Here is a 23,326-nt window from a genome sequence, read left to right as displayed (position 1 = left end):
CCCACCCGAATTTATGCGGGCGGCGGCTGATGTCTGTCAATTCCGGATTCTCATCGGTCAAAGACCGATGAAATCGAGCGGATGGCGGGAGAGCGCGCGCGGCGCATCCGCCGTCGTCAGATAGGTCTGGCCGAGCGTCATCGCCGTGCCCGTGTCGGAATCGGCGATGATCATGTGCACGAAGAGCGACATGTTCGGCTCGATCGGCTGCGGATTGCCGACATGGAACATCTGATGCTCCATCCAGGAGGGCGAGAAGCGGGCGCCGAGCGAATAACCGCAGGCGTTCAGCCGGTGGCGGGCAAGGCCGCGTTCGTCCATGATCCTGGCATGCATGTCGAAGACGTCGCCGAAGCTGTTGCCCGGCTTCAGCACCGTCTCGATCGCCTCGATGGTTTCGCGGCAGGCATTATAGAGTTCGCGGTGGCGTTGCATCGGCTCGCCGATGACGATCGTGCGCATCATGGCGGCGTGGTAATGCGCGTAAGCGCCGGCCCATTCGAGCGTCAGCTGGTCGCTGGCGTCGAGCTTGCGGCGGCCGGCCTTGTAACGGCAAAGCAGGGCATCGGCGCCGGAGCCGATGATGAACTCGTTGGCAGGATAGTCGCCGCCGCCGGAAAAGATCGCGCCCTGCATGGCGGCGAGGATATCGGCCTCGTCGGCGCCGGGCTTCGTCAGCCGGATCGCGGCGTCGAGCGCATCGTCGGCGAGAACGGCGGCGCGCTCGACATAGGCGACCTCGGTCGGGCTTTTGACAAGGCGCAGGCGACTGACGAGGTAGGAAGCGTCGGTGATCTGGCCGAAGGTGGTCAGCTGCGCGTCGAGCAGGCGCGAGATACGGCCGGTCATGCCGTGCGTGTCATATTCGACGCCGATGCGGGCGCCGAGCAGATCCATCTCGACCAGCAGGTTCTTCAGGTCAAGCGTCGGATCGGCATTGACCCGGTCGACCCAGATATGGATGTCCTCGAGGATCGAGGTGTGCCTGGCCTGGCGAAGATCGGCCGAGCGGGTCAGCAGCGCCATGGTGCCGTCGCTCTTGACGACCAGCGTCTGGAAGAAGCAGTAGCCGAAGGTGTCGTAGCCGGTCAGCCAGTACATGCTTTCCTGGGCGAAGAGCAGCAGGGCGTCGAGCTTTTCTTCTTTCATCTTCTCGGTGAGGCGCGCAAGCCGGCTTGCGAATTCGGCCTTTTCGAAGTGCAGTGCCATTCTGCTCACGTCTCCCTGATTGATATCGCGGAAATCTGCCGGCCGTAGTCCGGTTCCTTGCGATGTGTCGTCCTGCGGTAGGAAAAGAAGCGCTCGCTGTCCGGATAGGTGCAGAGGCCGAGGCTTTCGGCCCGCACGCCGGCTTTCGTCAGCCGGTCGACGGTCAGCGCCGGCAGGTCGAACATGGCGTGGCCGTAGGTTGCGGAAGGCACGAAAAAACGCGCATCTTCCGGGTTCCCGGCGACGAAACGCTCGACGAACTCAGGCCCGACCTCATAGCTTGCCTGACTGATCGAGGGGCCGAGGCAGGCGATAATGCGCCCGCGGTCCGCCCCCAGCGCTTCCATGGCAGCGATGGTATTTTCGAGCACGCCCGTCAGCGCGCCCTTCCAGCCGGCATGGGCGGCGCCGACGACGCGATTGTCCGGGTCGGCGAACAGGATCGGGCCGCAATCGGCGGCAAGCACGCCAAGCACGATGCCGGGGGTGCGGGTTACCATCGCATCCGCTTCGGGGCGGGCGCCGTCGTAATCGGCATCGATGGTCACGACATCAGGGGAATGGACCTGATGCACCGTCGCCAGCCGCTCGACCGGCAGGTCGAACCAGGCGGCGACGCGGCGCCGGTTCTCCAGGACCTTGTCGCGTTCGTCGTGGGAGCCGAGGCCGACATTGAGGCCGCGATACAGCCCTTCGGACACGCCGCCGGCGCGGGTGAAATAACCGTGGCGGATAGTGCCGCCTGCCGCGTCGTTCAGCAGCGCGCTTTCGATCGGTGCGGGAGAGGCCGCGTCCTGCATCTGTGATTCCGGGGTTTTTTAAGGGGTTTGTTATTGTCCCAAGCGCATCGCACAGGCGGCGCGCTTCAAGTTCTTGTTCGCGCGGATGTTGAACCAGCCGCGTGCGCCCTGTCAATCCACCGGGCGAAAGGGCATGAGGTCGACCGCGGGATGAGAGACCGCCATCACCTTGAAGAGTTCGCCCATCCGGCCTTCACCGGCGCCGGCGAGCCGGTCGACTGCCGCCTGGATGACCTGCTGGGTTTGCGGCTCGCGGTCGTGGCCGAGGGCGGCGGCACGTTCGAGGATGCCGAGACCGGCCAGAAAATCACCCTGATGCAGGGCGCCGTTCAGATGGACGCCGGCCGCAAGTGCGGTTTCGGCGAGCTGCTGGAAGTCGACATGGCTCGTCAGATCGGCTTCACCGGGATGGGCGAGCGGCGGATCGAATTCATGCATGCGCACGGCCTGCAGCGTATCGCCGAAACCGGTGACGAGATGGCCGTAATCGATCGCGAGCGCCGTGCCGCCGAAGGCGCGCAGCCGCTCGCAGATCGCGATCATGACGGCCTGGCGGGCGGGCGAGATCTCGAAGAGCGTGCCGAGCGGCAGGTTCTGCACCGGTTCGGGCAGAAGTGCCGGATCGAGGCCGGCGACGCCGGCGGCGAAGGTCAGTTCGCCATCGGCATCAATGCCGATCATGCGCTCGCGGAATCCCGTCGGCATGCGGACGAACTGGCGGATCGGGATGGCGTCGAACAATTCGTTGGCGGCGATCAGCGTGAAGCCCGGCGGGACTTCATCGAAGCCGTCGTGCCAGGCGATCTTTTCGCCGTAAGCTTCGAGCGTCTGGCTCTGGACGTCGCGCAGGCGCTCGCTGGTTTCGACGAGATGCACGGTCATGGCATCAAGCAGCGGCGGGGCGATGCGGGAGATGACGCGCAGCATATCGGCCATCATGGTGCCGCGGCCGGGACCGATCTCGACGAGGCGGACGCCCGCCGGCGTGCCGTGGCGCTGCCAGGCATGGACGATGAAGACACCGATCATTTCGCCGAAGATCTGGCTGACCTCGGGCGCGGTCACGAAATCGCCCGAACGGCCGAAGGGCTCGCGGGTGCGGTAATAGCCGTGTTCGGGATCGGCCAGGCAGAGCGAGAAATAATCGGTGACGCTGATCGGGCCGTTGGCCTGGATGATCGCCTTGATCTTTTCGCCGAGAGCGGTGGTCATGTCGCGCGTCCTGCCGTTTTCAGAGCTGCAACGCAGCCTGGCGGCGGGCCCTGAGCATCGCCCAGAGGCCGAGCAGGATCATCGGGGAGGAGAGCACCATGCCCATGGTCAGCCAGTTCGTGCCGAGGAGGTAACCGAGCTGGGCGTCAGGCTCGCGGAAGAATTCGACGAAGATGCGCGACAAGGCATAACCGCAGACGAAGACGCCGGTAATGAAGCCGGGGCTTTTCAGCGCGCGCATGCCATACACCAGGGTGGCCAGCACCAGCAGAAGAACGATGCCTTCGAGGCCGGCTTCGTAAAGCTGGCTCGGGTGGCGGGCGAAGGGGCCGCCGCTCGGGAAAACCACCGCCCAGGGCACGTCGGTCAGCCGGCCCCAGAGCTCGCCGTTGATGAAATTGGCGATGCGGCCGAAGAAGAGGCCGAAGGGAACGACCGTGGCGACGATGTCGAACAGGCTCCAGATCGGAATGCCGTTGCGGCGGGCAAAGACGATCATGGCAATCGTCGTACCGGTCAGGCCGCCATGGAAGGACATGCCGCCGTTCCAGATCTCGAACGCACGGACAGGACTGCGCAGCACGGCGGGGAGATCATAGAAGAAAATATAACCGAGACGACCGCCAAGCACGACGCCAAGGGCCGCCCAGACGATGAAATCGTCGAGCTGCGTCCGTGTCATCGGCGAGGCGTTGCCGGGCCAGAGACTTTCATTGGCGGCGAGACGGCGCGCATAGGCCCAGCCGAGCAGGATGCCGGCGACATAAGCAAGACCGTACCAATGAATCGCCAGCGGGCCGATCGAAAAGGCGATCGGGTCGATGTCCGGAAAAGGCATGATGGCAAGGAGATTGGCTGCTGTCGGCAAGGTTTTCCCACCTGTTTGGTTGCGCGGAACATGCCGCTGCGATCCCGGACGGTCAAGTCCATTGTTCGTGATGGCTCTTTGGCGGGCCGGTTCCGGCGGGCGTTTCCGATGCAAAGCGCTTGCATCGGGGATGGCGAAGCCCTACCTCAATCCTTGAGGCCCCGAAGGGCTGAATTCACCTCATGCGAAGGGAGAAAAACGCCATGACGACCGGAACGAACCGCATCATGGACGAGTTCGCCAAGCTGATGACCGATGCGGCCGGTGCCGCCCAGGGCGTCCGCAAGGAGATCGAAACCGCCTTTAACGCCCAGGCCGAGCGTTGGCTGAACAGCATGGATATCGTCAAGCGCGAGGAGTTCGAGGCCGTGCGCGAGATGGCGATCAAGGCGCGCGATGAGAATGAGGCGCTTGCCGCCCGCATCGCGGCGCTCGAGGCGAGGCTTGCCGGCGAAGGCCACTAAAGCGCGCCGTGGTCTTTCAGATTCGCTCCTTGCGCATCAGGTCTTCGTTTTCCCGCATGTCGCGCAAAGCCGCTGAACAGTTTTGCGCGACATGGCTGAAAGTCCCGATATGACGCAGATGCGGCGTTGCCTTCATGCCACACGTCGCATCCGTCACAAAAAATTAAGGTGAGTTTTTCCACCTGTGGACACTGCCAAAAAAGCCAATTCGCAGAGTCGCTTATTCTCCCTTCTGAATTGAATTTCGAAGAGCCTTTCCACAGTGGTCCGGCCTATTTTCCCCTCAGGGGGCTGGCAGGGGGCAAGGCGCATTATACACTGATTTTAAATGATGATTCGAAGCGACTTGGTAAGCTCCGGGCAGGTTATCTGCGTTAAGTCTGGCAGCGGTTCAACGATCATCCGAGTGGTGGTTCCGGTATTTGCGTGTGTCTTTCTTGTGTGCGTACACAAAGTTAGGTCGCATTCGTTCCGGTCAAGAAGGTGCTGCATGAACCTGATGGAATTGGAAGTCGAGCGTCAGTCGAACCCGGTCGATATGATCGAGTACGTTGCCTCCAACAACGACTGGTCGTTCGAACGGTCCGGCGAGGACGAGATCGCGATGACGGTCGAGGGTCGCTGGACGGACTACCACGTCTCCTTCTCCTGGATGGAGGAATTCGAGGCACTGCACCTTGGCTGCGCCTTCGATATCAAAGTTCCCGACATCAGGGTCAACGAGGTGGTCAAGCTGCTCTCGGCGATCAACGGACAGGTGCTGATGGGGCATTTCGATCTCTGGCGCCAGGAAGATGTCGTCATCTTCCGCCAGTCGCTGCTGCTCGCCGGCGGTGCGGAGCCCACCAACCGCCAGGTGGAAGTGCTGCTTTCTAGCGCGCTCGATACCTGCGAAGCCTATTTCCAGGCATTCCAGTTCGTCGTCTGGTCCGGCATGGAAGCGACGAAGGCGATGGAAGCCGTGTTGTTCGAAACTGTCGGCGAGGCATAAGATGCCCGCGAACGCTTTCTCCTCGACAAATCCCGTCGTCCTGATCGGCGCCGGAAACATGGGCGGGGCAATGCTCTCCGGCTGGCTGAAAAGCGGCGTGCCGGGCTCTGCCGTGCTTGTCGTCGATCCCGGCCCGTCGTCGGCGATGCTGGCGACGATCAGCGAGGCCGGCGCGACCCATGTTGTCGCCGCTCCGGCGGATTTGAAGGCAGGCGTGCTGTTTCTCGCGGTCAAGCCGCAGGTGATGGAGACGGTGCTGCCGGCGGTGAGAACTGCCGTCGGGCCGGAAACGGTCGTCGTCTCTGTGGCTGCCGGCAAGACGCTTGGCTTTCTCGAGAAACATCTGGGCAAGGCCGCCATGGTGCGAGCCATGCCGAACACACCGGCCATGGTCGGGCGCGGCGTCACCGGCGCCTTTGCCAATTCAGCGGTCAGCACTCAGCAGCGCGAGCGTGTCCATTCTCTTCTCAGCGTCTCGGGTCCTGTGGAATGGGTGCCTGCAGAGGCCGATATCGATGCCGTGACGGCGCTTTCGGGCAGCGGTCCTGCCTATGTGTTCTATCTCGTCGAATGCATGGCGGAGGCAGGCCGTAAACTCGGCCTGCAGGCGGACCTCGCGATGCGTCTTGCGCGGGAAACAGTCGCGGGGGCTGGTGAACTTTTGCACCAGTCCCCCGACGACGCTTCGCGGCTGCGGCAGAATGTGACCTCTCCCGGCGGCACGACGGCGGCCGCACTTGCCGTGCTGATGGCCGAAAACGGCATGCAGCCTCTGTTCGACGCAGCACTGGCGGCGGCGCGCAAGCGGGCCGAAGAACTGGCCGGCTAGAGCGCCGCGCGTCAAAGACGCGCCAAGGACGCTCTAACATTTTGAATGCGCGTCATTCCTTTGCGAAAATCGAGATCGATTTTCGCAAAGGAATGACGCGCTAGCGGAGACGATATGGCCGAGGAGATTGCCTACGCCGATTTCGAGCGCGTCGACATTCGTGTCGGCACGATCATCGAAGCCAGTCCCTTTCCGGAAGCGCGCAAGCCGGCGATCAAGCTGGTCATCGATTTCGGTCCCGAGATCGGCACGAAGAAATCCTCGGCTCAGATTACCGTGCATTACACGCCGGAAAGCCTGATCGGACGGCAGGTGCTCGGTGTCGTCAACTTCCCGCCGCGCCAGATCGGGCCGTTCCGCTCGGAAGTGCTGACGCTGGGATTCGAGGACGAGAGCGGCGCGATCGTGCTTGCTGCTGTCGAGCAGCCCGTGCCGAACGGCCGGAAGATGATGTGAGCCCGCGCCGAACGCTCAGCCGGTTCTGATTTCCTGCAAAAATGGATTGCTGCGCCGTTCATCGCCGATGCGGCTGCCGGGGCCATGGCCACAGATGAAGCCGACGTCGTCGCCGAGCGGCAGCACCTTGTCGCGGATTGAATCGAGAAGCTGCTGATGATTGCCGCCCGGCAGGTCGGTGCGGCCGATCGAGCCGTTGAAGAGCACGTCGCCGAGATGGGCGAAATTCTGCGCCCGGTTGAAATAGATGACGTGGCCCGGCGCATGACCGGGCGCATGATAGACCTCGAACTCGTGGTCGCCGAAGGAGATTTTGTCGCCATCCTTCAGCCAGCGGTCAGGCAGGACGTTGCGTAGTCCCGATATGCCGTATTTTTCGGCCTGGGTCTCGATCCGCTGCAGCAGCGGCAGGTCGTCCTGATGCGGGCCGACCACGTCAATGCCCAAGGCTTCCTTCAGCTCGCTGGCGCCGCCGGCATGGTCGAGATGGCCGTGTGTCAGCCAAATTTCCTTGATGATCAAGCCGTTTTGCGCGATCGCCTGCAGGATCAGCGGCACGTCGCCGCCGGGATCGACGACGACGCCTTCCTTGGTCTCGGGATCGAAGAAGATCGTGCAGTTCTGCTGGAAGGGTGTCACCGGAATGACGCCGGCCTGGAGCATGCCCATAAGTGCCTCGCTTGGTGTCTTGGATGCTCAGGGTATAGTCCGAAACCGCGTCAAGGACAGCCGGAATTTTCCGTGTCTGCCGCCTTGCCTCACGTCAAAAAGACGGGCTGCAACAAGAATTTATGCCTTCCGATGGTGTCGTCACGGGTCGGAAATCCTTGTTTTGTTAAATTTTTTCAATGGTTTGTGAAGAGCCTCCCGCATGCGGTCTTTGACTCTAGCCATTGGAGGGGAACATCGTGGAACGCCATGCGTTGTCAGCCCATCGAAACCAAGGAGACGCTCAGATGACCTTGAAGAGAAACATTCTATTGGCCGGAGCCGTGCTCCTGGCGAGCGGCGGTCTGGCGCAGGCGGAGATGATGGCGACGACCGTCAACGATCTCAATGTCCGTGCCGGCCCCGGCCCGCAATATCCGGCGGTCGGCCTTGCCACCCGCGGCTCGACCGCGGTGCTCGACGGCTGCATCGAAGGCAGCCGCTGGTGCCGGGTCGACGTCAACGGCATGCGCGGCTGGGTCTATGCCGATTATCTGCAGGTCGACAATGGCGGCAGCCAGGTCATCGTCGAACAGCACCGCGACGAGATCGGCGTTCCTGTCGTGACCTACGAGTCGACCGCCAGCGTCGTTCCCGTCGACCCGCAGCCGGCCCCGGGCGACGAGTTGCTCGGCCCGGTCGGGGCTGTCGAGACCATCACCCCGCCGGAGACGGTCCGCACCTATATCGACACCAATCCCGGCCAGACGGTGCAGCTCGGCGGTGATGTCGTCGTCGGCGCCGAAGTGCCCGCCGATGTTACCTTCCAGTCGATCCCGGATTACGAATACCGCTATACCAGGATCAACGACCGGCCGGTGCTGGTCGATCCCGGTACACGCCGGATCGTCTACGTTTATCAATAATCTAATCGGTAAAAACACAACGAGGCGGTCGGCTGACCGCCTCGTTTCCGGCCCGTCCCCTTCTTCCCTTGCCTCCCGCATGGGTTGATTTTTTCTTAACGCTTTCCTTCTGAATATGATAAAATACTAATATGCCGAAAGTTCGGCATATTAACGGCGATCGGGGAGATCGCCAGAGGAGGAAAGTCATGGAAGCGCTACTTCCGCTCGTCATACAATTGATTGCCGGTGCCATCGGCGGCAATGCCGCGAGCGCCGCCTTGAAGCAGTATGCGATCAATGTCGTCGCCCGCACGATCGCAGGCGCGATCGGCGGTGTCGCCGGCGGTATGCTGCTCGGCATGGTCGGTGGGGAAGCGGCGATGACCGGCCTGATCGCCGACGGTATCGGCGGCCTCATCGGCGGCGGCATTCTCTCGACGCTCGCCGGTCTGGTCATGGCACGGGCGCATCGGTAAATGCTCGGCGGGCATTCATCTGAGCGCCGCGCGTCCTTGGAGCCGTGCGGCGCTCTAACGCTTTGAATTGCCAAGCCGATTGCGCAAGACGTCTTATCCGGCGGCGGTCGCCGCCGGATAGACTTCCTTCATGTGGTCAAGTTTCAGGCCCTGGTTAACACCCGTAGGCGCGCTCGCCTTCGAAGACGGCGCTGGCATTATGCAGGCCGTGGGTCAGCACGTAGATCTTGGCGTCCTTCCAGGCGACGAATTCGCCGTTGAACCGTATTTCGCCGTCCAGCTGGCCGAAAGGAACTGAAGCCATCCCTGGTCTCCTCCGGCGCTTCAAGCGCCATGCCTGTTGATTGTTGTCCCCATTACGTTTTATCCACAGATGCAAGGGGAAATCGCGTATTGCGTCGGAGTGCCGGGCGGGCCTTGGTTTCCAGGGAACAGTGACGCAAATTTATGTCAACAAAGCTGACATATCTTGGCGAAAGTTTCCCGCGGGGGCGGGAAGAGAAAGGAATGCCGCGTGTCACGACAGACCGGCCCGAAAGCAGGCAAGCCAGAGCCGCTGGCCACGCCGATGGAAGATACCGACATCATCGATTTCGAGATCATCGAGCTGTTCTTCTTCGCCTATCGCGACTTCGTTTCCGATCCTGACGCCATCCTCGAAACAAGCGGTTTCGGGCGGGCGCATCACCGCGTCGTGCATTTCGTCAACCGCAACCCCGGCATGACGGTGGCCGATCTTCTCGATACGCTGAAGATCACCAAGCAGAGCCTTGCAAGGGTGCTGAAACAGCTGATCGATTCAGGCTATATTCGCCAGGTGGCGGGGCCTGAGGACCGGCGGCAGCGCAAGCTTTATCCAACGAAATCGGGACGAGAGCTGGCGCTTGCTCTTGCCGAGCCGCAATCGCGCCGCATTGAGCGGGCATTCGAAGGGGCTTCTGCGGAGGTGCGGGAGGGCGTAAAAGCTTTCCTTAGAGGCATGCGGGACAGACAGAAGGCGGATTGAATGGCGGTCAAGACAGGTATTTCCGACGATGCGGCGCATCTGCTGGTGGTCGACGACGACTCGCGCATCCGCGCGCTGCTCAATCGTTATCTCGCCGAGAACGGCTTCCGCGTTACCGTCGCCGCCGACGGCGCCGAGGCGCAGCGCAAGCTCGCGGGTCTCGATTTCGACCTGATCATCATGGATGTGATGATGCCGGGCGAATCCGGCATCGACGTCACCCGCGGGCTTCGCGCCATCAAGAATGTGCCGATCATCATGCTGACGGCGTTGGCAGAGTCCGGCAACCGCATCGAGGGCCTCGAGGCCGGCGCCGACGACTATCTTTCCAAGCCCTTCGATCCGCGCGAACTGGTGCTGCGCATCAACAACATCCTGCGTCGCAATGCCGGCGGGGAGGGACCGAAGATCGAACAGGTGATGTTCGGCCCCTACACATTCTCGCTGACCCGCAAGGAGCTGAAGAAAGCCAGCGAGGTGATCCGGCTGACCGACCGCGAGCAGGAGATCATGCTGCTCTTTGCACGGCGCGCCGGCGACACGATCCCCCGCCATGAGCTGATCGGCAACGACACCGAGGTCGGCGAGCGGACGATCGACGTACAGATCAACCGGCTGCGGCGTAAGATCGAGGATGATCCGGCCAATCCAGTCTGGCTGCAGACCGTGCGCGGCATCGGATACAGGCTGAGCATCGACTAAAGCATGTCGCGCAAAACTGTGCAGCGGCTTTGCGGCAACGACATGCGGAAAAACAAAGACCTAAAGCGCAAGAAGCGAATCTGAAAGATCGCGACGCGCTTTAGAGCTAGGGATAGAGGCCAGGACCGGCGCTGATGGTGACGATCGACAGCTTGCGGCGGGAAGACCGCAATTCTGCGCCAGGCTGGCGCTCGGTCGTCCGCTGGCTGCGCCGGCGGCTGCCGACCGGGCTTTACGCGCGCTCGCTGCTCATCATCATCATTCCGATGGTGCTGCTGCAATCCGTCGTCGCCGCCGTCTTCATGGAGCGCCACTGGCAGATGGTGACGGAGCGGCTGTCGCTTGCCGTCACCCGTGACATCGCCGCGATTATCGAGATCATCGAGACCTACCCGCAGAATTCTGACTATAACGAGATCATCCGTATCGCCCGCGATCAGCTCAGCCTGCAGATCTCAATCGAGCCGGATGGCGACCTGCCGCCGCCGCGCGTCAAGCCGTTCTTCTCGATCCTCGACGGCATCCTCAGCGACGAGATCACCGACGAGATTCACCGGCCTTTCTGGATCGACACTGTCGGCAACTCGAACCTCGTCGAGATCCGCATCAAGCTCGACAACAAGATCCTCAGGGTGCTGACCAAGCGCAGCCAGACCTATGCCTCGAACACGCATATCTTCATCGTCTGGATGGTCGGCACCTCGCTGGTGCTGATCGGCATCTCGATCCTCTTCCTGCGTGGGCAAATCCGGCCAATCCTGACCTTGGCGCGCGCGGCCGAAAGCTTCGGCAAGGGGCAGAAACCCGATAATTTCTATCCGCGCGGCGCCGACGAGGTCCGGCGTGCCGGCCTTGCCTTTATCCTGATGCGCGAGCGAATCGAGCGGCAGATCGAGCAGCGCACCGCGATGCTATCCGGCGTCAGCCATGATCTGCGCACTATCCTCACCCGCTTCAAGCTGCAGCTGGCACTTGCCGGCGACAATCCCGACCTGCATGGGCTGAACGACGACGTCGACGATATGCAGGCCATGCTGGAGGCCTATACGGCCTTCGCACGCGGCGAGGTCGAAGAGGATGTCGGCGAGCTGAAACTCAGCGAGGTCTTCGCAAAGCTGGAATCCGATTTCGCCCTGCACGGCAAGACATTCAGCTATTCGATCGAAGGCGATGACGACATATCCGTCAGGCCGAACGCTTTCATGCGTCTCGTCACCAACCTTGCCTCGAATGCGCGGCGTTATGCCGGCAGGCTCGACATCGAGGCCAAGCACAGTGCCAAATGGTTGACGGTCATCTTCGACGACGACGGGCCGGGCATTCCGGAAAAGAATCGCGAGGACGTGTTCAAGCCGTTCTTCCGGCTGGACGCGGCGCGCAACCTCGACGCCTCGGGCACCGGGCTCGGCCTTGCGATCGCCCGCGATATCGCCCGCAGTCACGGCGGCAACGTCACCCTTGGCGACAGCCCGCTCGGCGGGCTGAGAGCAACGATCCGCATTCCGGCCTAAACGCCTGCCACAGTCAGCCTCACGGCCTTGCGCGCATCGAAATCGCCAAGCCGTTCGACGATCCAGCGCCAAAGCGCTGCGACCTGTATGAGGAGGTCGCGTCCGAGCGGCGTCAACTCATATTCAACGCGCGGCGGCACTTGCGGATAGAGCGTGCGGATGATGAGGCCGTCTCTTTCGAGAGTGCGCAGCGTCTGCGTCAGCACTTTCTGGCTGATGCCCTCGACCCTCTCCATGAGGCGCGAGAAGCGCAAGGGTGCGCCGGCATCGGAGAGCACGTGCAGGATGCGCAGCGGCCATTTCGCCGCCGCGCGCTCGATCAGTTCGCGGGCGCGCGCATCCTGTTCGTCCGTCATGGAGGAGCAGAAATCGAACATGTCGCTCAAGTCAGTTACCTCAAGGTGTGTATAGATCGTCCGGGTACCTTCTTTCGATCGGATACAATAGACCATACATGAGCCGGGAACCAAAGAAGGAAGGGTTTCCGATGTCCAGGGTCTGGTTGATTACAGGAAGTTCGCGCGGTCTCGGCCGGGCGCTGGCGGAGGCGGTTTTGGCCTCCGGCGACAATCTGGTGGCGACGGCGCGCGATCCCGCCCGGCTTGCTGATCTCTCCGAGCGGTATGGCGGCCAGGTGCTGACGATCGCGCTTGATGTGACCGACGAGACGGCGGCAGCCGCGGCGGTCGAGGCTGGCGTGAAGCGGTTCGGGCGCATCGACGTGCTCGTCAACAATGCCGGCTACGGCAATGTCTCCTCTATCGAAGATACCAGCCTTGCCGATTTCCGGGCACAGATCGAGGCCAACCTGTTCGGCACGATCATCATGACCAAGGCGGTCATTGCCCTGATGCGCGGGCAGGGAGCGGGGCATATCATTCAATTCTCATCCGTCGGCGGCCGGATTGGGCCTGCGGGACGCGGCGCCTATTCGGCGGCGAAATTCGGAGTCGAGGGTTTTTCCGAAGTGCTGGCGAAAGAGGTCGCACCGTTCGGGATAAAGGTGACGGTGATCGAGCCAGGCGGCTTCAGAACCGATTTCGCCGGCGCCTCGACTGTGCTTGCCGAGGGGCGGGCGGACTATGCCGAGACGGTCGGCGCCACCGTGCGTTTCCAGCGGGAGTATAATGGTCGCCAGCCCGGAGATCCTGCCAAGGCGGCGGCCATCGTTATCCATATCGCCGACCTCAATGCGCCACCGCTCCGGCTGCTGCTTGGCAGCGATGCTGTACGCAATGTCGAGAAGGCGGATGCCGCGCGTATCGAAGCGGATCGGGAATGGCGCGCAGTCAGCGTCTCGACGGATTTCGAGCCGGATGCCGAGGTGGGGCCGATGCCATGGGAAAAGAAAGCTGGATGAAAGGTTCTAAAAACAAAAGCGCCGCTGATGAGCGGCGCTTGGTATCTGGGATTGTTGAGCGATCAGCCGGCGGTGCAGAAGTGGCTGCGGCCGTCACTGCCGATATAGGTGCCGCTGCGCGGATCGAAGGAGCGGTAGCGATAGGAGCAGTAACGCTCCCATTGTGGCGACCAGGGCTCCACTGCCGCGCGGACCGGCGCATAGTAGCGCGGCTGTTCGACATATTGCGGCTGCTCGACATAGACGCGGCGCGGGGCGCGATAGACCGGAGCCGGCTCATAATATCCGGGTTCGTAGGGCGGGTCGATGTAGCGAGGCTCGTCGTAAACAGGGCCGTTATTGGCATTGGCGATGGCCGAGCCGACGATCAGGCCGGTGGCAAGGCCGACTGCGCCGCCGACGAGCGCGTCGTTGTTGTCATGATGGCGCCAATGGCGGTCGCGGGCCGATGCCTCGCCGATGGCAGAAAGGGTAAGCGCAGCAGCCGTTGCCGTCAGCAGAAGAGTTTTGGCGAGCCTGTTCATAAGCATAAATCCCAATCCCGGGAACCGAACGCCGGTTCCTTTCTCGATGATGACAGTAGTAGAGATTGGTAGCTGAACGAAGGCTGAACGACAAAACCCGGCATTGCTGCCGGGCTTCAACTCGAAATTCGACAGCCTTGTTAAGGGTTCAGCCCGCAATCTGCAGATTGACGGCCTTTGGGCCCTTGCCGCGGCGATCCGGCTCCGTGTCGAAGCTTACCTTCTGATTTTCCGTCAGGCCGGCCAGCCCGGAGGCTTGAACGGCAGAAATGTGAACGAAGATATCGGCGCCGCCCCGGTCCGGCTTGATGAAGCCGAAGCCTTTGTCGGTATTGAAGAATTTTACAGTGCCAGTCTCTGCCATGCGTCAGGTCCTTTTCTCTCTGCCCGCCATCCACACGGGCAGCATCATAGCATTGCCTCCTTGCGGGAGGCGTTGGCAGGCAATTCTTGAAATGTGAGAAAAAGGTCCCCTCTACCTCGGCCTGCTCCAGACAGGACTTTCGCCCGCCATAATCGGAACCGGCTGACCGGGATAATTGGCGTTCCCGGCGCGCAAATACTTTAGGACTTCCCATGCTCGCAAAATGCCCGAACGCGCTGAGAGTGCTGCGTTAAACGAATTTTGGCAAGTAAAAGTTTTTTGCCGTGTCGTTCGAGGCACACCTGCCCGGATATCCAATTTGCGCAAAAACGCAAAATTTCCTTCGCCGATAGGGAATGATTAACGTTTTATATCGTCTGCAATATAAGTTTCGAGCAGATTTTCCCAAAAATGCAACGTGAACGCGTCTTGTCGCTCTCGTTAATTTTTTTTCGGATTCGCCAACCGTCCATATTTGGACGCGTGTTCAGACGGCTGGCAAGCGTCGCCGGGCAAATCCGGGCACGAGTTCGACCACAAGCATAGCGATAAACAGGAGCGCGCAACCTGCATAACCCGTCGCCGGCATCGTCTCGTCGAGCAGAAGGGCCGCAAGCGACGAGCCGAAAAGCGCTTCGGAGGAGAGGAAGATCGCGGCCTGCGAGGGCGTTGTGTAACGCTGGGCGATCACCTGCAGCACGAAGGCCAGGCCCGAGGAGAATATGCCGACATAGAGAATCTGAGGTCCTGCGGCCCATATTGCCGACTGGGTGATCGGTTCAAAGGCTGCGGCAATCGCGAGCGCGCAGGTCGCGGTGACGGCGAATTGCGTGGCCGAGAGTGCGAGCGGCCTTCCGGTCGCAGAAACGGTCGTGCCGGCGAGGGTGATCTGGATTGCCCAGAAGATGGCGCAGGCGACTGTCAGGAGATCGCCTGATGTGAGGGCCGAGAGATGACCGCCGGAGAGGAGATAGATGCCGGCGACGGCCATCAGCGCGCCCGGCCAGATGATCCAATGCGGGGCACGGCGCAGGAAGAACACGGCGATCAGCGGCACGAAGACCACATAGAGACCGGTGATGAAGCTGGAATTCGTCACCGTCGTCGTCTGCAGCCCGACCTGCTGTGTGGCTGCGCCGCTGAAAAGGGCAAGGCCGGTGAGGATATAGAGTTTCGCATGGCGGGCGCTTGTCTTCGCCTTGGCTTTGCGCGCTTCCAGAAGGACGAAGGGCAGCACGGCCAATGTGGCGACGGCAAAACGCAGGGCGATGAACCAGAAGGGTCCGATCGCCTTCATCGCCGTCGACTGGGCAACGAAGCCGCCACCCCAGATGGCAGCTGCGAACAATAGCAGGAGGTTCGCCTGAGCGCGCGTCATGTCGTCCTCGATGGGGAAGGGTGCGCCCGGGCGCTTAGCAGTTGCGTTTCCTCCAGGCAAGGGCCAAGACTTCTATCGGCGGAGATGACAGATGGGACAGGAAGAAAGCCGACAGGCCGGCAATACGGCTGCGACGTCCGGGACGGCCGGCTATTCTGGCAAGCCGCTCGCCAGCAAGCTCGGCCTTGGGCGCGGGCAGGCGGCTGCTCTTCTCGGCGTTCCCGACACGATTGGCGACATCCACGGTTTCGATGGTTTTGCCTCGGTCGCCCTTGCGCTGCCGCAGACGCCTCGGCGGGCGTTCGACTACGTGCATCTGTTTGTGACCGAACGGGCAGCGCTAGAGGCTGTCGCGGTTAAATTCTTCGGCGTTCTCAAACCGGACGGCATGCTCTGGATCTCTTGGCCGAAAAAGAGTTCGCGGGTGCCGACCGATGTCACCGAGGATGTGCTGCGGGAGATCCTGCTTCCCACAGGTCTTGTCGACGTCAAGGTCTGCGCCGTCGATGAGATCTGGTCCGGGCTGAAATTCGTCCTCCGCAAGGAGCTGCGCGGGGCCTTGTGATCTTTCAGCCGTTATTGGCCTCAGCGCGTGAAACCCTGAACAGCGCGCCGTTATCCACGTCGGTCACCATCAGCAGTGCGCCGTCGGGCGCGATGATGACATCGCGAATGCGGCCGTATTCTCCCTCGAACAGCCGCTCCTCGGCGACGAAGGCGCCGCTTTCGTCGCGCTGCATGCGCGATAGCAGCTGGAACTTCAGCGCCGCGACGATGAAATTGCCGTCCCATTCCGGAAACATCGCGCCGCGATAGACAGCGAGCGCACCGGGCGCAATCGACGGATCCCAGTAATGCAGCGGCTGTTCCAGTCCCTTCTTCGCTGTGCCTTCTCCGATCTCGGCGCCGGAATAATCGCGGCCGTAGGTGATGATCGGCCAGCCGTAATTCTTGCCCGCCTCGGGCTGATTGATCTCGTCGCCGCCGCGGGCGCCGTGCTCGACGGTATAAAGCTTGCCGTCCTTGCTATCGAAGGTGATACCCTGTGGGTTGCGGTGGCCTTTCGACCAGATTTCCGGCAGCGCTTTGCCGCCGTCCTTGAACGGATTGTCGGCCGGGACGCTGCCATCGGCATTGACGTGGATGATCGAGCCGGCATCGTCCCGCCAGTCCTGCGAGCGGTCGCGGTCGCCGCGGTCGCCGACGCTGATGAACAGCGAACCATCATGCGCAATGGCGATGCGCGAGCCGTACTGGATATTGCCAGAGGTGAAGCGCTGCATGGTGAATACAGGCGTCACGGCATTGAGAGCCTTTTCGTCGGCGGAAAGCGTGGCGCTGAAGGCCTCGGTGCCGGAACCCTGTCCATTGGCGATGGCGGCGGTGAAATAGAGCTTTCTCGACGTCGCAAAGTCCGGAGCCAGCGCCACATCCATCAGGCCGCCCTGGCCACGGGCGCTGACCTTGGGCACGCCGTCGATCGGGCTGGAGACCTTGCCGTCGCGGATGATGCGCATGCGGCCCGGCCGCTCGGTGACGAGGTAGGCGCCATCGGGCAACACCTCGACCGCCCAGGGATGTTCGAGGCCGTCAGCGAGCTTGTCGACACGGATCGCAAGATCCTGCGTATTGACGGTCTCGGCCGCATCGGCGGATGCGGCGCCGAGCAGAACCAGCGCTGCGGCGAAATGAAAGGCGGATATTCTCATCTTGTTTTCCCGTCGTCTCTCACGCTGAAGGTGGAGCGGGCGGGGGAGAGCTTCAACCCTCATGCGACCTGATATAACGGCTTTGTGTTTGCTGGTTGAACGGATGCGTGGATTCAAAAGACGCTCTACCCGTCGACCAGTTCGGCCTCGAGGATGTAGCGTAGCGGCCCGCGTTCGGTCGCATCGAAGGGCCAGCAGGTGGTCAGCACCAGGCGGCGGCCGTTGGAGGAGGGGTCGATGCCGCTGGCATCCCATGGGGCGATGCGGCCTTCGCCGGCCTTGAAGGTCAATAGTTTGCCGTCACGGCGGGTGACCTCGATCATATCGCCGGGTTTTACATATTGCAGCCAGCGGAAATGCGTGTCGCGATGAGCGGCGATCACCGAGGTGCCTTGCTCGCCGGGCTGCGGCGTATCGGTAAGCCAGGCCGGGCCGAAGGCGAGGGCTTCGCCGGAGGCGCCGGAGAGCACGATCGCCTCCTTGCCGAGGCGCGGTGCGCGCACTTTGGCCTCCGTGGTGAAATCCGCCCAGGGCCAGGGTTTTGTCTCCTCGCCCTTCAGTTCCGCGGCGAAGGCGCGTTTCAGCAGGATCTGCGAGAGCTCCGCCTTCGCCTTCAGCAGGAAGCCGTCGCCGATCAGCGCCAAGCCATAAAGGGCAAGGCCGGCGATGGCGACGGCGATCGCTTTTTCGATCGAGGAAAGACGCCAGAGGAAGAAACCTCTCCTCTGGCGCACCTTGGGCCTGTCGTGGGCCGTGGCGGCGGCCATGGCGAGTTCCAGATAGGTCGGAAGCGGCTCGAATTCGGCCGCTTCCTCGTTCCGGCTTGCTGAGAGCCTAGAGACCATTTGGCTTGGCTCCCACCGCGATCAACCGCTTGATGCGCCGGCGCCAGACGGCCAGCCCGCTTGCCGCCGTCAGCGCCAGGAGCAGCATGGTCAGCCCGCGGATGATCTGCTCGTCGGCGCGCGTCGCCGTCTGCGGCAGGTTCACGGTCGAGCTCTTCTGCGCGATGAGGGTGGCGGCCTTGGCGGTCGGGGCTGCGGCCATCATGTTGGCGAGCTCAGGCGATGCGGCGAGATCCGGTGTTTCGGCCACGGCCTGATGCGGCGCGGCGTTTCCTGCAGGGGTGGCTGCCCCATGACGTTCTCCGCCGCCGGGAGAAACAACGTTTTCGCCGAAGACCTTATCGAAATCCCAACCCTCAGGCAGGTTCAGCGGCAGCTTCGCCGAGCCGAGCGGCTCGTTTGCCGGCCGCGACGGCGTGACGTCGACGGCGACCAGGCTGGTGAGACGGGAGACGAGATGGTGGGCGAGCGCCACCGTCTCGATATCCTTGTCGAGCCCGGCCGGATCCTGACGCTCATAGGCGCGGGCTTCGAAATCATCGATCTTGCGCCGCGCCCAGAGCTTGGAGATGCCGTTGCCGTCGGCGGCATTGGCGATATCCATTTGGACGCGCCAGGGCTGGTCGCCCGTCTTGCCGATGATTTCAAGCTTGCCGGCGGGCTTATCCCCCGGCAGTTCCGCGGTCAGCACGACGGGCTCGCCGCTATAAAGGTCCGGCACCGGATTGGGCGTGATATCCTCGGCAGCGATGCCTTCGAAATTTGCGGCGATATCGGTCATGGCGGGGTTCTGCAGCTTGGCGAAAAGCTCGCCCATGCGGCTTGCCACCTGATCGGTCGAGCCGATCTGGGTGAAGGTGCCACGGCCGATTTCGGCGGCCTTGGTCATGAAATAGGTGTTCGGGGCCGAGCCGATGCCGACGGTGAAAACGCGGGCATCGCCGCGGTTTGCGGTGATTTCCTGGAAGAGCTGCTGTTCGTTGCCGATCGCACCATCAGTCAGGAACACGACCTGCCGCAGCGCGCCGGTTGCAACCGGTCCCTGATTGCGCAGCGCATCCTCGAGCGCGGGCAGCATTTCGGTGCCACCGTCGGCGGTCAGGCCCCTGACATAGGCGATCGCTTTTTCGCGATTATCAGGGGTGGCAGCGACTAGGCCCTTAAAATAGTCGGTCATCGTGTCGTCGAAACGGATGACGTTGAAGCGGTCGTCGGGATTCAGCCTGGAAATGGCAAGCGCCAGGCTCTGCTTTGCCTGCTCGATCGACGGCCCCGACATGGAGCCGGAATTGTCGATGACGAAGACCACTTCACGTTTGGCTGGCGGCGCTGCCGCATCCGGCGCAGTCGGCGGAGTGACGAAGGCGAGCAGATAGGTCTTACCATCCTTCACTTCGCGGAAGAGGCCGGCGCTAGGCAGCTTGCCGGGCGCGGCCTGCCAGGTGAGCTCGAAATCCTTGTCGGCGGGGACGGCGTCCCCCTTGAGGCTGATCGTTCTCTCCTGGTCGCCGTCCTGACGGATATCGACCTCGTGAAAGGAGGATTTGACCTCGCCGAGCGGGAAACCGGCCTTGAGGTCGACGGTCAGCGAAACCGGGTTGATCTTGGCATTGTCGCGCGGATCGAGCGCCGGCGCTTCGATCTTCTCACGGTTTTCCAACGGATCGCGCGGCGTGGCGAAACCGGCGCCGTTGTTGAACTCGACGGTCTGGACGATCGGCGCCGGATTGTAGCGCGGGGCGACGACCATCGGGAAGCGCAGCGAGAACTCGCCGCCCGACTGGTGGACCGTCTGCTGATATTCGATCTGCACGACAATCTCTTCGCCGGGGCCGATATTGGCGACCTGATTGGTGAAGATGTTCGGCCGCTGCTGTTCGAGCAGCGCCGTCTTCTTGCCCTCGGCCTTGGCCTGCTCGTAGATCTCGCGGGCTTCCTGGCGCGGCTTGATCTGGCCTTCGATGAAGCGTTCGCCGATCTGCATCTTCAGCGCATCGACGGCGGAATTGTCCGGCAGCGGGAAGACGTAGGTGCCCTCGACCCAGCCCTTGCTCGGGTTATGGAAACGCTGCGTCACCTTCACCCTGGCGATCGGGCCGGAGACGTCGATCGCGACGTCGCTCTTCAGCCGCGGCGCTTCGACGTAGAAGCCCGGCTCCTTTGAAGGAAACAGCAGCGAGCCGCTGTTGACGTCGTTCGGCCGCACCAGTGCTGCAAGCTGGTTGGACGCCTGCTGCGTGTCGGCGCGAGCGGCGGAGGCAAGCCCCAGCATTGCCGTGACACAGGCGACAAAGGCGGTGGCGGCGACAAGAAATGAAATGGAAATCCGGCGCGCACGTATGCGCCCCATGGCATATTCGTCTTCCAGAAACATTGGCATACCCTCAATAACCAATTTTGGATGAGGCAATGATGCGGCTTCGATCTCGGCGCGCTCGCGACCGAATTACGGCGCGGCCCGGCATTTGTTGCGGCTTATTCGTGGCGATGACGAAATCCGGCGATCTGTCTGATTTCAAAAGACATAGGTGAGGAAAAAACGCGATCGTCGCTACCGCGAATGTGCCGGATGCTGTCGAGACGTCACCGACCGTCCGCCGCTGTCGTTAGTGACAACAACCCTTGCTGATCGGCATGATGGCGAAGGTCGGGTCGCGGCAGATGCCGGCGATCCTAATCGCCTCGACATGGTGGCGACTGGCTTCGAGGAAACGGAGAACCCCGATGGTCTCAGATCTTGGTGCAAGAGTTGCGCCGAGCCCTTCAACTGCGCGTAGCAAGACTGTCCGAAGCTGCCGGCAAGCTGGGGCGGCCGGTGCGGCAAAAGGATCAATAAGAATCATTGCCCCCATCACGCCTTTGCGCTTGAAATGCCGTCATACATTGGACATAGAGCTAACCGCAGAACTCCGGTCGCGGCTTTTCTGCCCGTTTCAACCATTAGGACCGATATCATGGCCTTCCTTGCCGATGCTCTTTCCCGTGTGAAGCCTTCAGCCACCATCGCCGTTTCCCAGAAAGCGCGCGAGCTGAAAGCAAAAGGACGTGACGTCATTGGCCTCGGTGCGGGTGAGCCGGATTTCGATACGCCCGAAAATATCAAGAAGGCCGCCATCGACGCGATCAACCGCGGCGAGACCAAATACACGCCGGTTTCCGGCATTCCCGAACTGCGCAAGGCGATCGCCGCCAAGTTCAAGCGCGAGAACGGGTTGGAATATTCCTGGGAGCAGACAATCGTCGGCACCGGTGGCAAGCAGATCCTGTTCAACGCCTTCATGGCGACGCTGAACCCCGGCGACGAAGTCGTTGTCCCGGCGCCTTACTGGGTTTCCTATCCCGAGATGGTGGCGCTGTGCGGCGGCACGCCGGTTTTCGTTTCCGCGACCCAGGAGCATAATTTCAAGCTCCAGGCTGCCGATTTGGAAAAGGCGATCACGCCGAAGACCAAGTGGTTCATCTTCAACTCCCCGTCCAACCCGACGGGTGCGGCCTATACGCAGGACGAGCTGAAGGCATTGACGGATGTGCTGATGAGGCATCCGCATGTCTGGGTGCTGACCGACGACATGTACGAGCACCTGACCTATGGCGACTTCAAGTTCGTCACGCCTGTCGAAGTCGAGCCGAAGCTCTACGACCGCACACTGACGATGAACGGCGTCTCCAAGGCCTATGCGATGACCGGCTGGCGTATCGGCTATGCCGCAGGCCCGATCCAGCTCATCAAGGCCATGGACATGATCCAGGGTCAGCAGACCTCGGGCGCGACGTCGATTGCCCAGTGGGCGGCCGTCGAGGCACTGAACGGCACGCAGGACTTCATTCCGGCGAACAAGAAGATCTTCGAAGGCCGCCGCGATCTCGTCGTTTCCATGCTGAACCAGGCCAAGGGCATCGTCTGCCCGGTGCCGGAAGGCGCCTTCTACGTCTATCCCTCCTGCAAGGGCTTGATCGGCAAAACCGCACCCTCCGGCAAGGTCATCGAGACGGATGAGGATTTCGTTTCCGAGCTTCTGGAATCGGAAGGCGTCGCTGTCGTTCACGGCTCGGCCTTCGGCCTCGGCCCGAATTTCCGCATCTCCTATGCGACCTCGGAAGATCTTCTGGAGGAAGCCTGCCGCCGCATTCAGCGTTTCTGCGCCGCCTGCAAGTAAGCGGACTGCGATAGTATCGATCGAAGGCCTGCCGGCGACGTCAGGCCTTTTTGCTTGCGGCGACGTTGACGATGTGGCTGCATGTAGCTACATTTGTGGCATGAAGACCGTTTCGATCCGTGACGCGAAGAACCGCCTGACCGAGCTTGCCCGCGAGGTCGAGGAAGGCGAGACCATTGTCGTGACGCGCAACGGCCGCCCGGTCTTCGATCTTGTACCGCATCAGAAACGCGGCGGTTTGAACCTGGAAGCTGGCGAGGCCTATCTCCGTTCCAAGGGCATCACGAGGACGGAGATGTACATCGCCGACGACTTCGACGATCCTTTGCCGGAAGATTTCCTTTTGAAGCCGCTGCCGTGACCATGCGGGTGCTGCTTGACACGCACATGGTGATCGCCATTGCGCAGAGGAAACTGGCGGAACGTTTTCCGCGTGTCGAGCAACTGCTTTCCGACAATGCCGCTGGTGGCTTCGTCAGCGTCGCCAGTCTCTGGGAAGTTGCCATCAAGACGAGGCTTGGCAAATTGCAGCCGGGATTGCCTCTGGAGACCATTCCCATCTATCTGCGGGAAGTCGGGCTGACGATCCTGTCCGTCGATGTCCCGCACGTCGTCACCGCCGCCGACCCAGAGCCGGAGACGCGCGATCCCTTCGATCGCCTGCTGCTGGCGCAATGCAAGGTCGAGGGCTTGCAGCTCGCGACGGTCGATCGATTGCTCGTCGATCATCCCCTGGCGCTGCGACTCTGAATCAGGCTGACATCCCGATTCAAGATCTTGCGGCATTGATTCCGCTTTGGCTCGCAAGTCGTTGAATTCCGATTCAAATCGTGACGGGGAGCGTCGGTAGCGCGGGTGATCTCAGGTTGCGGGCAGCCTTCAAACCAACTAGATATCCGGCATCAAGTT

Annotated in this window: 26 protein-coding genes and 1 pseudogene; 14 read left to right on the top strand and 13 right to left on the bottom strand. The window is 61.9% G+C overall.

Translation table 11 applies throughout. The features are described 5' to 3' along the window. Nucleotides 1-57: 57 nt before the first annotated feature. The 4 genes from CO657_RS14120 to lgt all read right to left on the bottom strand — a co-directional run bounded on the left by CO657_RS14120 (nucleotide 58) and on the right by lgt (nucleotide 4,089). The gene (locus CO657_RS14120; RefSeq protein ID WP_012558495.1) at nucleotides 58-1,209 is read right to left on the bottom strand and encodes a M24 family metallopeptidase; all 1,152 of its coding nucleotides are present in this window, start codon (nucleotides 1,207-1,209) and stop codon (nucleotides 58-60) included. A 5-nt stretch (nucleotides 1,210-1,214) separates the two neighbouring features. Further along, nucleotides 1,215-2,009, bottom strand: coding sequence for a peptidoglycan editing factor PgeF (pgeF, locus tag CO657_RS14115; protein ID WP_054182578.1), 795 nt, complete (start codon nucleotides 2,007-2,009; stop codon nucleotides 1,215-1,217). Between the two features lie 111 nt (nucleotides 2,010-2,120). After that, on the bottom strand, nucleotides 2,121-3,221 hold the full coding sequence (locus CO657_RS14110) for a class I SAM-dependent methyltransferase (protein WP_003593087.1): 1,101 nt from the start codon (nucleotides 3,219-3,221) through the stop codon (nucleotides 2,121-2,123). 19 nt (nucleotides 3,222-3,240) lie between these two features. Further along, entirely contained in the window at nucleotides 3,241-4,089 is an 849-nt protein-coding gene (gene lgt, locus CO657_RS14105) for a prolipoprotein diacylglyceryl transferase (protein ID WP_054182579.1), read from the bottom strand. A gap of 203 nt (nucleotides 4,090-4,292) precedes the next feature. On the opposite strand from lgt, the gene CO657_RS14100 reads away from it, so the two are divergent. The 4 genes from CO657_RS14100 to CO657_RS14085 all read left to right on the top strand — a co-directional run bounded on the left by CO657_RS14100 (nucleotide 4,293) and on the right by CO657_RS14085 (nucleotide 6,829). After that, nucleotides 4,293-4,553, top strand: a complete 261-nt coding sequence (locus CO657_RS14100; RefSeq protein ID WP_003581142.1) for an accessory factor UbiK family protein — start codon at nucleotides 4,293-4,295, stop codon at nucleotides 4,551-4,553. 490 nt (nucleotides 4,554-5,043) lie between these two features. Continuing rightward, nucleotides 5,044-5,544 (top strand): type III secretion system chaperone family protein, encoded by a 501-nt coding sequence (locus CO657_RS14095; RefSeq protein WP_003541709.1) that lies wholly within the window; start codon nucleotides 5,044-5,046, stop codon nucleotides 5,542-5,544. A gap of 1 nt (nucleotide 5,545) precedes the next feature. Beyond that, entirely contained in the window at nucleotides 5,546-6,373 is an 828-nt protein-coding gene (gene proC / locus CO657_RS14090; protein WP_054182580.1) for a pyrroline-5-carboxylate reductase, read from the top strand. A 114-nt stretch (nucleotides 6,374-6,487) separates the two neighbouring features. Then, entirely contained in the window at nucleotides 6,488-6,829 is a 342-nt protein-coding gene (locus CO657_RS14085; RefSeq protein WP_054182581.1) for a tRNA-binding protein, read from the top strand. A 15-nt stretch (nucleotides 6,830-6,844) separates the two neighbouring features. Here CO657_RS14085 and CO657_RS14080 read toward each other — a convergent pair whose 3' ends face one another. Then, nucleotides 6,845-7,498, bottom strand: a complete 654-nt coding sequence (locus tag CO657_RS14080) for an MBL fold metallo-hydrolase (RefSeq protein WP_012558490.1) — start codon at nucleotides 7,496-7,498, stop codon at nucleotides 6,845-6,847. A gap of 287 nt (nucleotides 7,499-7,785) precedes the next feature. Here CO657_RS14080 and CO657_RS14075 point away from each other — a divergent pair, with 287 nt between their 5' ends. Together CO657_RS14075 and CO657_RS14070 are read left to right on the top strand one after the other, a co-directional pair. Then, on the top strand, nucleotides 7,786-8,403 hold the full coding sequence (locus CO657_RS14075; RefSeq protein ID WP_054182582.1) for a DUF1236 domain-containing protein: 618 nt from the start codon (nucleotides 7,786-7,788) through the stop codon (nucleotides 8,401-8,403). A gap of 188 nt (nucleotides 8,404-8,591) precedes the next feature. Continuing rightward, nucleotides 8,592-8,861: a hypothetical protein gene (locus CO657_RS14070; RefSeq protein WP_054182583.1), complete on the top strand. Its 270-nt coding sequence runs from the start codon at nucleotides 8,592-8,594 to the stop codon at nucleotides 8,859-8,861. 160 nt (nucleotides 8,862-9,021) lie between these two features. Here the strand turns inward: CO657_RS14070 and CO657_RS14065 are convergent. Then, a pseudogene (locus tag CO657_RS14065) lies at nucleotides 9,022-9,165 on the bottom strand (branched-chain amino acid aminotransferase); the annotation flags it as partial. A 210-nt stretch (nucleotides 9,166-9,375) separates the two neighbouring features. On the opposite strand from CO657_RS14065, the gene CO657_RS14060 reads away from it, so the two are divergent. From CO657_RS14060 to CO657_RS14050, 3 genes are all read left to right on the top strand, one after another. Then, the gene (locus tag CO657_RS14060; protein WP_012558487.1) at nucleotides 9,376-9,867 is read left to right on the top strand and encodes a MarR family winged helix-turn-helix transcriptional regulator; all 492 of its coding nucleotides are present in this window, start codon (nucleotides 9,376-9,378) and stop codon (nucleotides 9,865-9,867) included. Next, a complete protein-coding gene (locus tag CO657_RS14055; protein WP_003581129.1) occupies nucleotides 9,868-10,569 on the top strand; it encodes a response regulator in 702 nt (233 codons plus the stop codon). A 134-nt stretch (nucleotides 10,570-10,703) separates the two neighbouring features. Continuing rightward, nucleotides 10,704-12,080 carry an ATP-binding protein gene (locus tag CO657_RS14050; RefSeq protein ID WP_054182585.1) on the top strand — a complete coding sequence of 459 codons (1,377 nt, stop codon included), beginning with the start codon at nucleotides 10,704-10,706 and terminating at the stop codon, nucleotides 12,078-12,080. On the opposite strand, the gene CO657_RS14045 is transcribed toward CO657_RS14050, so the two are convergent. Further along, nucleotides 12,077-12,532 carry a winged helix-turn-helix transcriptional regulator gene (locus tag CO657_RS14045; RefSeq protein ID WP_082366259.1) on the bottom strand — a complete coding sequence of 152 codons (456 nt, stop codon included), beginning with the start codon at nucleotides 12,530-12,532 and terminating at the stop codon, nucleotides 12,077-12,079. The genes CO657_RS14050 and CO657_RS14045 overlap by 4 nt on opposite strands. A 35-nt stretch (nucleotides 12,533-12,567) precedes the next feature. Here CO657_RS14045 and CO657_RS14040 point away from each other — a divergent pair, with 35 nt between their 5' ends. Continuing rightward, entirely contained in the window at nucleotides 12,568-13,440 is an 873-nt protein-coding gene (locus CO657_RS14040) for an oxidoreductase (RefSeq protein WP_054182587.1), read from the top strand. Nucleotides 13,441-13,502: 62 nt separating this feature from the next. On the opposite strand, the gene CO657_RS14035 is transcribed toward CO657_RS14040, so the two are convergent. From CO657_RS14035 to CO657_RS14025, 3 genes are all read right to left on the bottom strand, one after another. Further along, on the bottom strand, nucleotides 13,503-13,964 hold the full coding sequence (locus CO657_RS14035; RefSeq protein ID WP_054182748.1) for a BA14K family protein: 462 nt from the start codon (nucleotides 13,962-13,964) through the stop codon (nucleotides 13,503-13,505). A 148-nt stretch (nucleotides 13,965-14,112) separates the two neighbouring features. Next, complete coding sequence (locus CO657_RS14030) at nucleotides 14,113-14,328, bottom strand: cold-shock protein (protein ID WP_003561293.1); 216 nt, start codon at nucleotides 14,326-14,328, stop codon at nucleotides 14,113-14,115. Nucleotides 14,329-14,815: 487 nt separating this feature from the next. Next, a complete protein-coding gene (locus tag CO657_RS14025) occupies nucleotides 14,816-15,706 on the bottom strand; it encodes a DMT family transporter (protein ID WP_054182588.1) in 891 nt (296 codons plus the stop codon). A 91-nt stretch (nucleotides 15,707-15,797) separates the two neighbouring features. Between CO657_RS14025 and CO657_RS14020 the strand changes: the two genes are divergently transcribed. Continuing rightward, on the top strand, nucleotides 15,798-16,271 hold the full coding sequence (locus tag CO657_RS14020; protein WP_054182589.1) for a hypothetical protein: 474 nt from the start codon (nucleotides 15,798-15,800) through the stop codon (nucleotides 16,269-16,271). Between the two features lie 4 nt (nucleotides 16,272-16,275). Here CO657_RS14020 and CO657_RS14015 read toward each other — a convergent pair whose 3' ends face one another. The 3 genes from CO657_RS14015 to CO657_RS14005 form a co-directional block, all read right to left on the bottom strand. Beyond that, the gene (locus CO657_RS14015) at nucleotides 16,276-17,415 is read right to left on the bottom strand and encodes a PQQ-dependent sugar dehydrogenase (protein ID WP_054182590.1); all 1,140 of its coding nucleotides are present in this window, start codon (nucleotides 17,413-17,415) and stop codon (nucleotides 16,276-16,278) included. Between the two features lie 125 nt (nucleotides 17,416-17,540). Next, a complete protein-coding gene (locus CO657_RS14010) occupies nucleotides 17,541-18,260 on the bottom strand; it encodes a class GN sortase (RefSeq protein ID WP_003593108.1) in 720 nt (239 codons plus the stop codon). Beyond that, on the bottom strand, nucleotides 18,250-20,634 hold the full coding sequence (locus CO657_RS14005) for a marine proteobacterial sortase target protein (RefSeq protein ID WP_054182591.1): 2,385 nt from the start codon (nucleotides 20,632-20,634) through the stop codon (nucleotides 18,250-18,252). The genes CO657_RS14010 and CO657_RS14005 overlap by 11 nt, the downstream gene beginning before the upstream one ends. A 580-nt stretch (nucleotides 20,635-21,214) precedes the next feature. Here CO657_RS14005 and CO657_RS14000 point away from each other — a divergent pair. The 3 genes from CO657_RS14000 to CO657_RS13990 all read left to right on the top strand — a co-directional run bounded on the left by CO657_RS14000 (nucleotide 21,215) and on the right by CO657_RS13990 (nucleotide 23,167). Next, the gene (locus CO657_RS14000; protein ID WP_054182592.1) at nucleotides 21,215-22,417 is read left to right on the top strand and encodes a pyridoxal phosphate-dependent aminotransferase; all 1,203 of its coding nucleotides are present in this window, start codon (nucleotides 21,215-21,217) and stop codon (nucleotides 22,415-22,417) included. A gap of 100 nt (nucleotides 22,418-22,517) precedes the next feature. Continuing rightward, nucleotides 22,518-22,778: a type II toxin-antitoxin system Phd/YefM family antitoxin gene (locus tag CO657_RS13995; RefSeq protein WP_011652922.1), complete on the top strand. Its 261-nt coding sequence runs from the start codon at nucleotides 22,518-22,520 to the stop codon at nucleotides 22,776-22,778. Between the two features lie 2 nt (nucleotides 22,779-22,780). Further along, complete coding sequence (locus CO657_RS13990; protein WP_054182593.1) at nucleotides 22,781-23,167, top strand: type II toxin-antitoxin system VapC family toxin; 387 nt, start codon at nucleotides 22,781-22,783, stop codon at nucleotides 23,165-23,167. Nucleotides 23,168-23,326: the final 159 nt, after the last annotated feature.

This window comes from Rhizobium acidisoli (assembly GCF_002531755.2).
Lineage (GTDB): Bacteria > Pseudomonadota > Alphaproteobacteria > Rhizobiales > Rhizobiaceae > Rhizobium > Rhizobium acidisoli.
The sequence above is the reverse complement of the archived record's forward strand: the minus strand, read 5'-3'. Positions and strand labels throughout refer to the sequence as shown.

Bases quoted from the DNA above. Each gene is read 5' to 3' on its own strand.
- CO657_RS14120 (WP_012558495.1), bottom strand. From the start codon at position 1,209: ATGGCACTGCACTTCGAAAAGGCCGAATTCGCAAGCCGGCTTGCGCGC.
- pgeF (WP_054182578.1), bottom strand. From the start codon at position 2,009: ATGCAGGACGCGGCCTCTCCCGCACCGATCGAAAGCGCGCTGCTGAAC.
- CO657_RS14110 (WP_003593087.1), bottom strand. From the start codon at position 3,221: ATGACCACCGCTCTCGGCGAAAAGATCAAGGCGATCATCCAGGCCAAC.
- CO657_RS14100 (WP_003581142.1), top strand. From the start codon at position 4,293: ATGACGACCGGAACGAACCGCATCATGGACGAGTTCGCCAAGCTGATG.
- CO657_RS14095 (WP_003541709.1), top strand. From the start codon at position 5,044: ATGAACCTGATGGAATTGGAAGTCGAGCGTCAGTCGAACCCGGTCGAT.
- proC (WP_054182580.1), top strand. From the start codon at position 5,546: ATGCCCGCGAACGCTTTCTCCTCGACAAATCCCGTCGTCCTGATCGGC.
- CO657_RS14085 (WP_054182581.1), top strand. From the start codon at position 6,488: ATGGCCGAGGAGATTGCCTACGCCGATTTCGAGCGCGTCGACATTCGT.
- CO657_RS14080 (WP_012558490.1), bottom strand. From the start codon at position 7,498: ATGGGCATGCTCCAGGCCGGCGTCATTCCGGTGACACCCTTCCAGCAG.
- CO657_RS14075 (WP_054182582.1), top strand. From the start codon at position 7,786: ATGACCTTGAAGAGAAACATTCTATTGGCCGGAGCCGTGCTCCTGGCG.
- CO657_RS14070 (WP_054182583.1), top strand. From the start codon at position 8,592: ATGGAAGCGCTACTTCCGCTCGTCATACAATTGATTGCCGGTGCCATC.
- CO657_RS14055 (WP_003581129.1), top strand. From the start codon at position 9,868: ATGGCGGTCAAGACAGGTATTTCCGACGATGCGGCGCATCTGCTGGTG.
- CO657_RS14050 (WP_054182585.1), top strand. From the start codon at position 10,704: ATGGTGACGATCGACAGCTTGCGGCGGGAAGACCGCAATTCTGCGCCA.
- CO657_RS14045 (WP_082366259.1), bottom strand. From the start codon at position 12,532: ATGGTCTATTGTATCCGATCGAAAGAAGGTACCCGGACGATCTATACA.
- CO657_RS14040 (WP_054182587.1), top strand. From the start codon at position 12,568: ATGTCCAGGGTCTGGTTGATTACAGGAAGTTCGCGCGGTCTCGGCCGG.
- CO657_RS14035 (WP_054182748.1), bottom strand. From the start codon at position 13,964: ATGAACAGGCTCGCCAAAACTCTTCTGCTGACGGCAACGGCTGCTGCG.
- CO657_RS14030 (WP_003561293.1), bottom strand. From the start codon at position 14,328: ATGGCAGAGACTGGCACTGTAAAATTCTTCAATACCGACAAAGGCTTC.
- CO657_RS14025 (WP_054182588.1), bottom strand. From the start codon at position 15,706: ATGACGCGCGCTCAGGCGAACCTCCTGCTATTGTTCGCAGCTGCCATC.
- CO657_RS14020 (WP_054182589.1), top strand. From the start codon at position 15,798: ATGGGACAGGAAGAAAGCCGACAGGCCGGCAATACGGCTGCGACGTCC.
- CO657_RS14015 (WP_054182590.1), bottom strand. From the start codon at position 17,415: ATGAGAATATCCGCCTTTCATTTCGCCGCAGCGCTGGTTCTGCTCGGC.
- CO657_RS14010 (WP_003593108.1), bottom strand. From the start codon at position 18,260: ATGGTCTCTAGGCTCTCAGCAAGCCGGAACGAGGAAGCGGCCGAATTC.
- CO657_RS14005 (WP_054182591.1), bottom strand. From the start codon at position 20,634: ATGTTTCTGGAAGACGAATATGCCATGGGGCGCATACGTGCGCGCCGG.
- CO657_RS14000 (WP_054182592.1), top strand. From the start codon at position 21,215: ATGGCCTTCCTTGCCGATGCTCTTTCCCGTGTGAAGCCTTCAGCCACC.
- CO657_RS13995 (WP_011652922.1), top strand. From the start codon at position 22,518: ATGAAGACCGTTTCGATCCGTGACGCGAAGAACCGCCTGACCGAGCTT.
- CO657_RS13990 (WP_054182593.1), top strand. From the start codon at position 22,781: ATGCGGGTGCTGCTTGACACGCACATGGTGATCGCCATTGCGCAGAGG.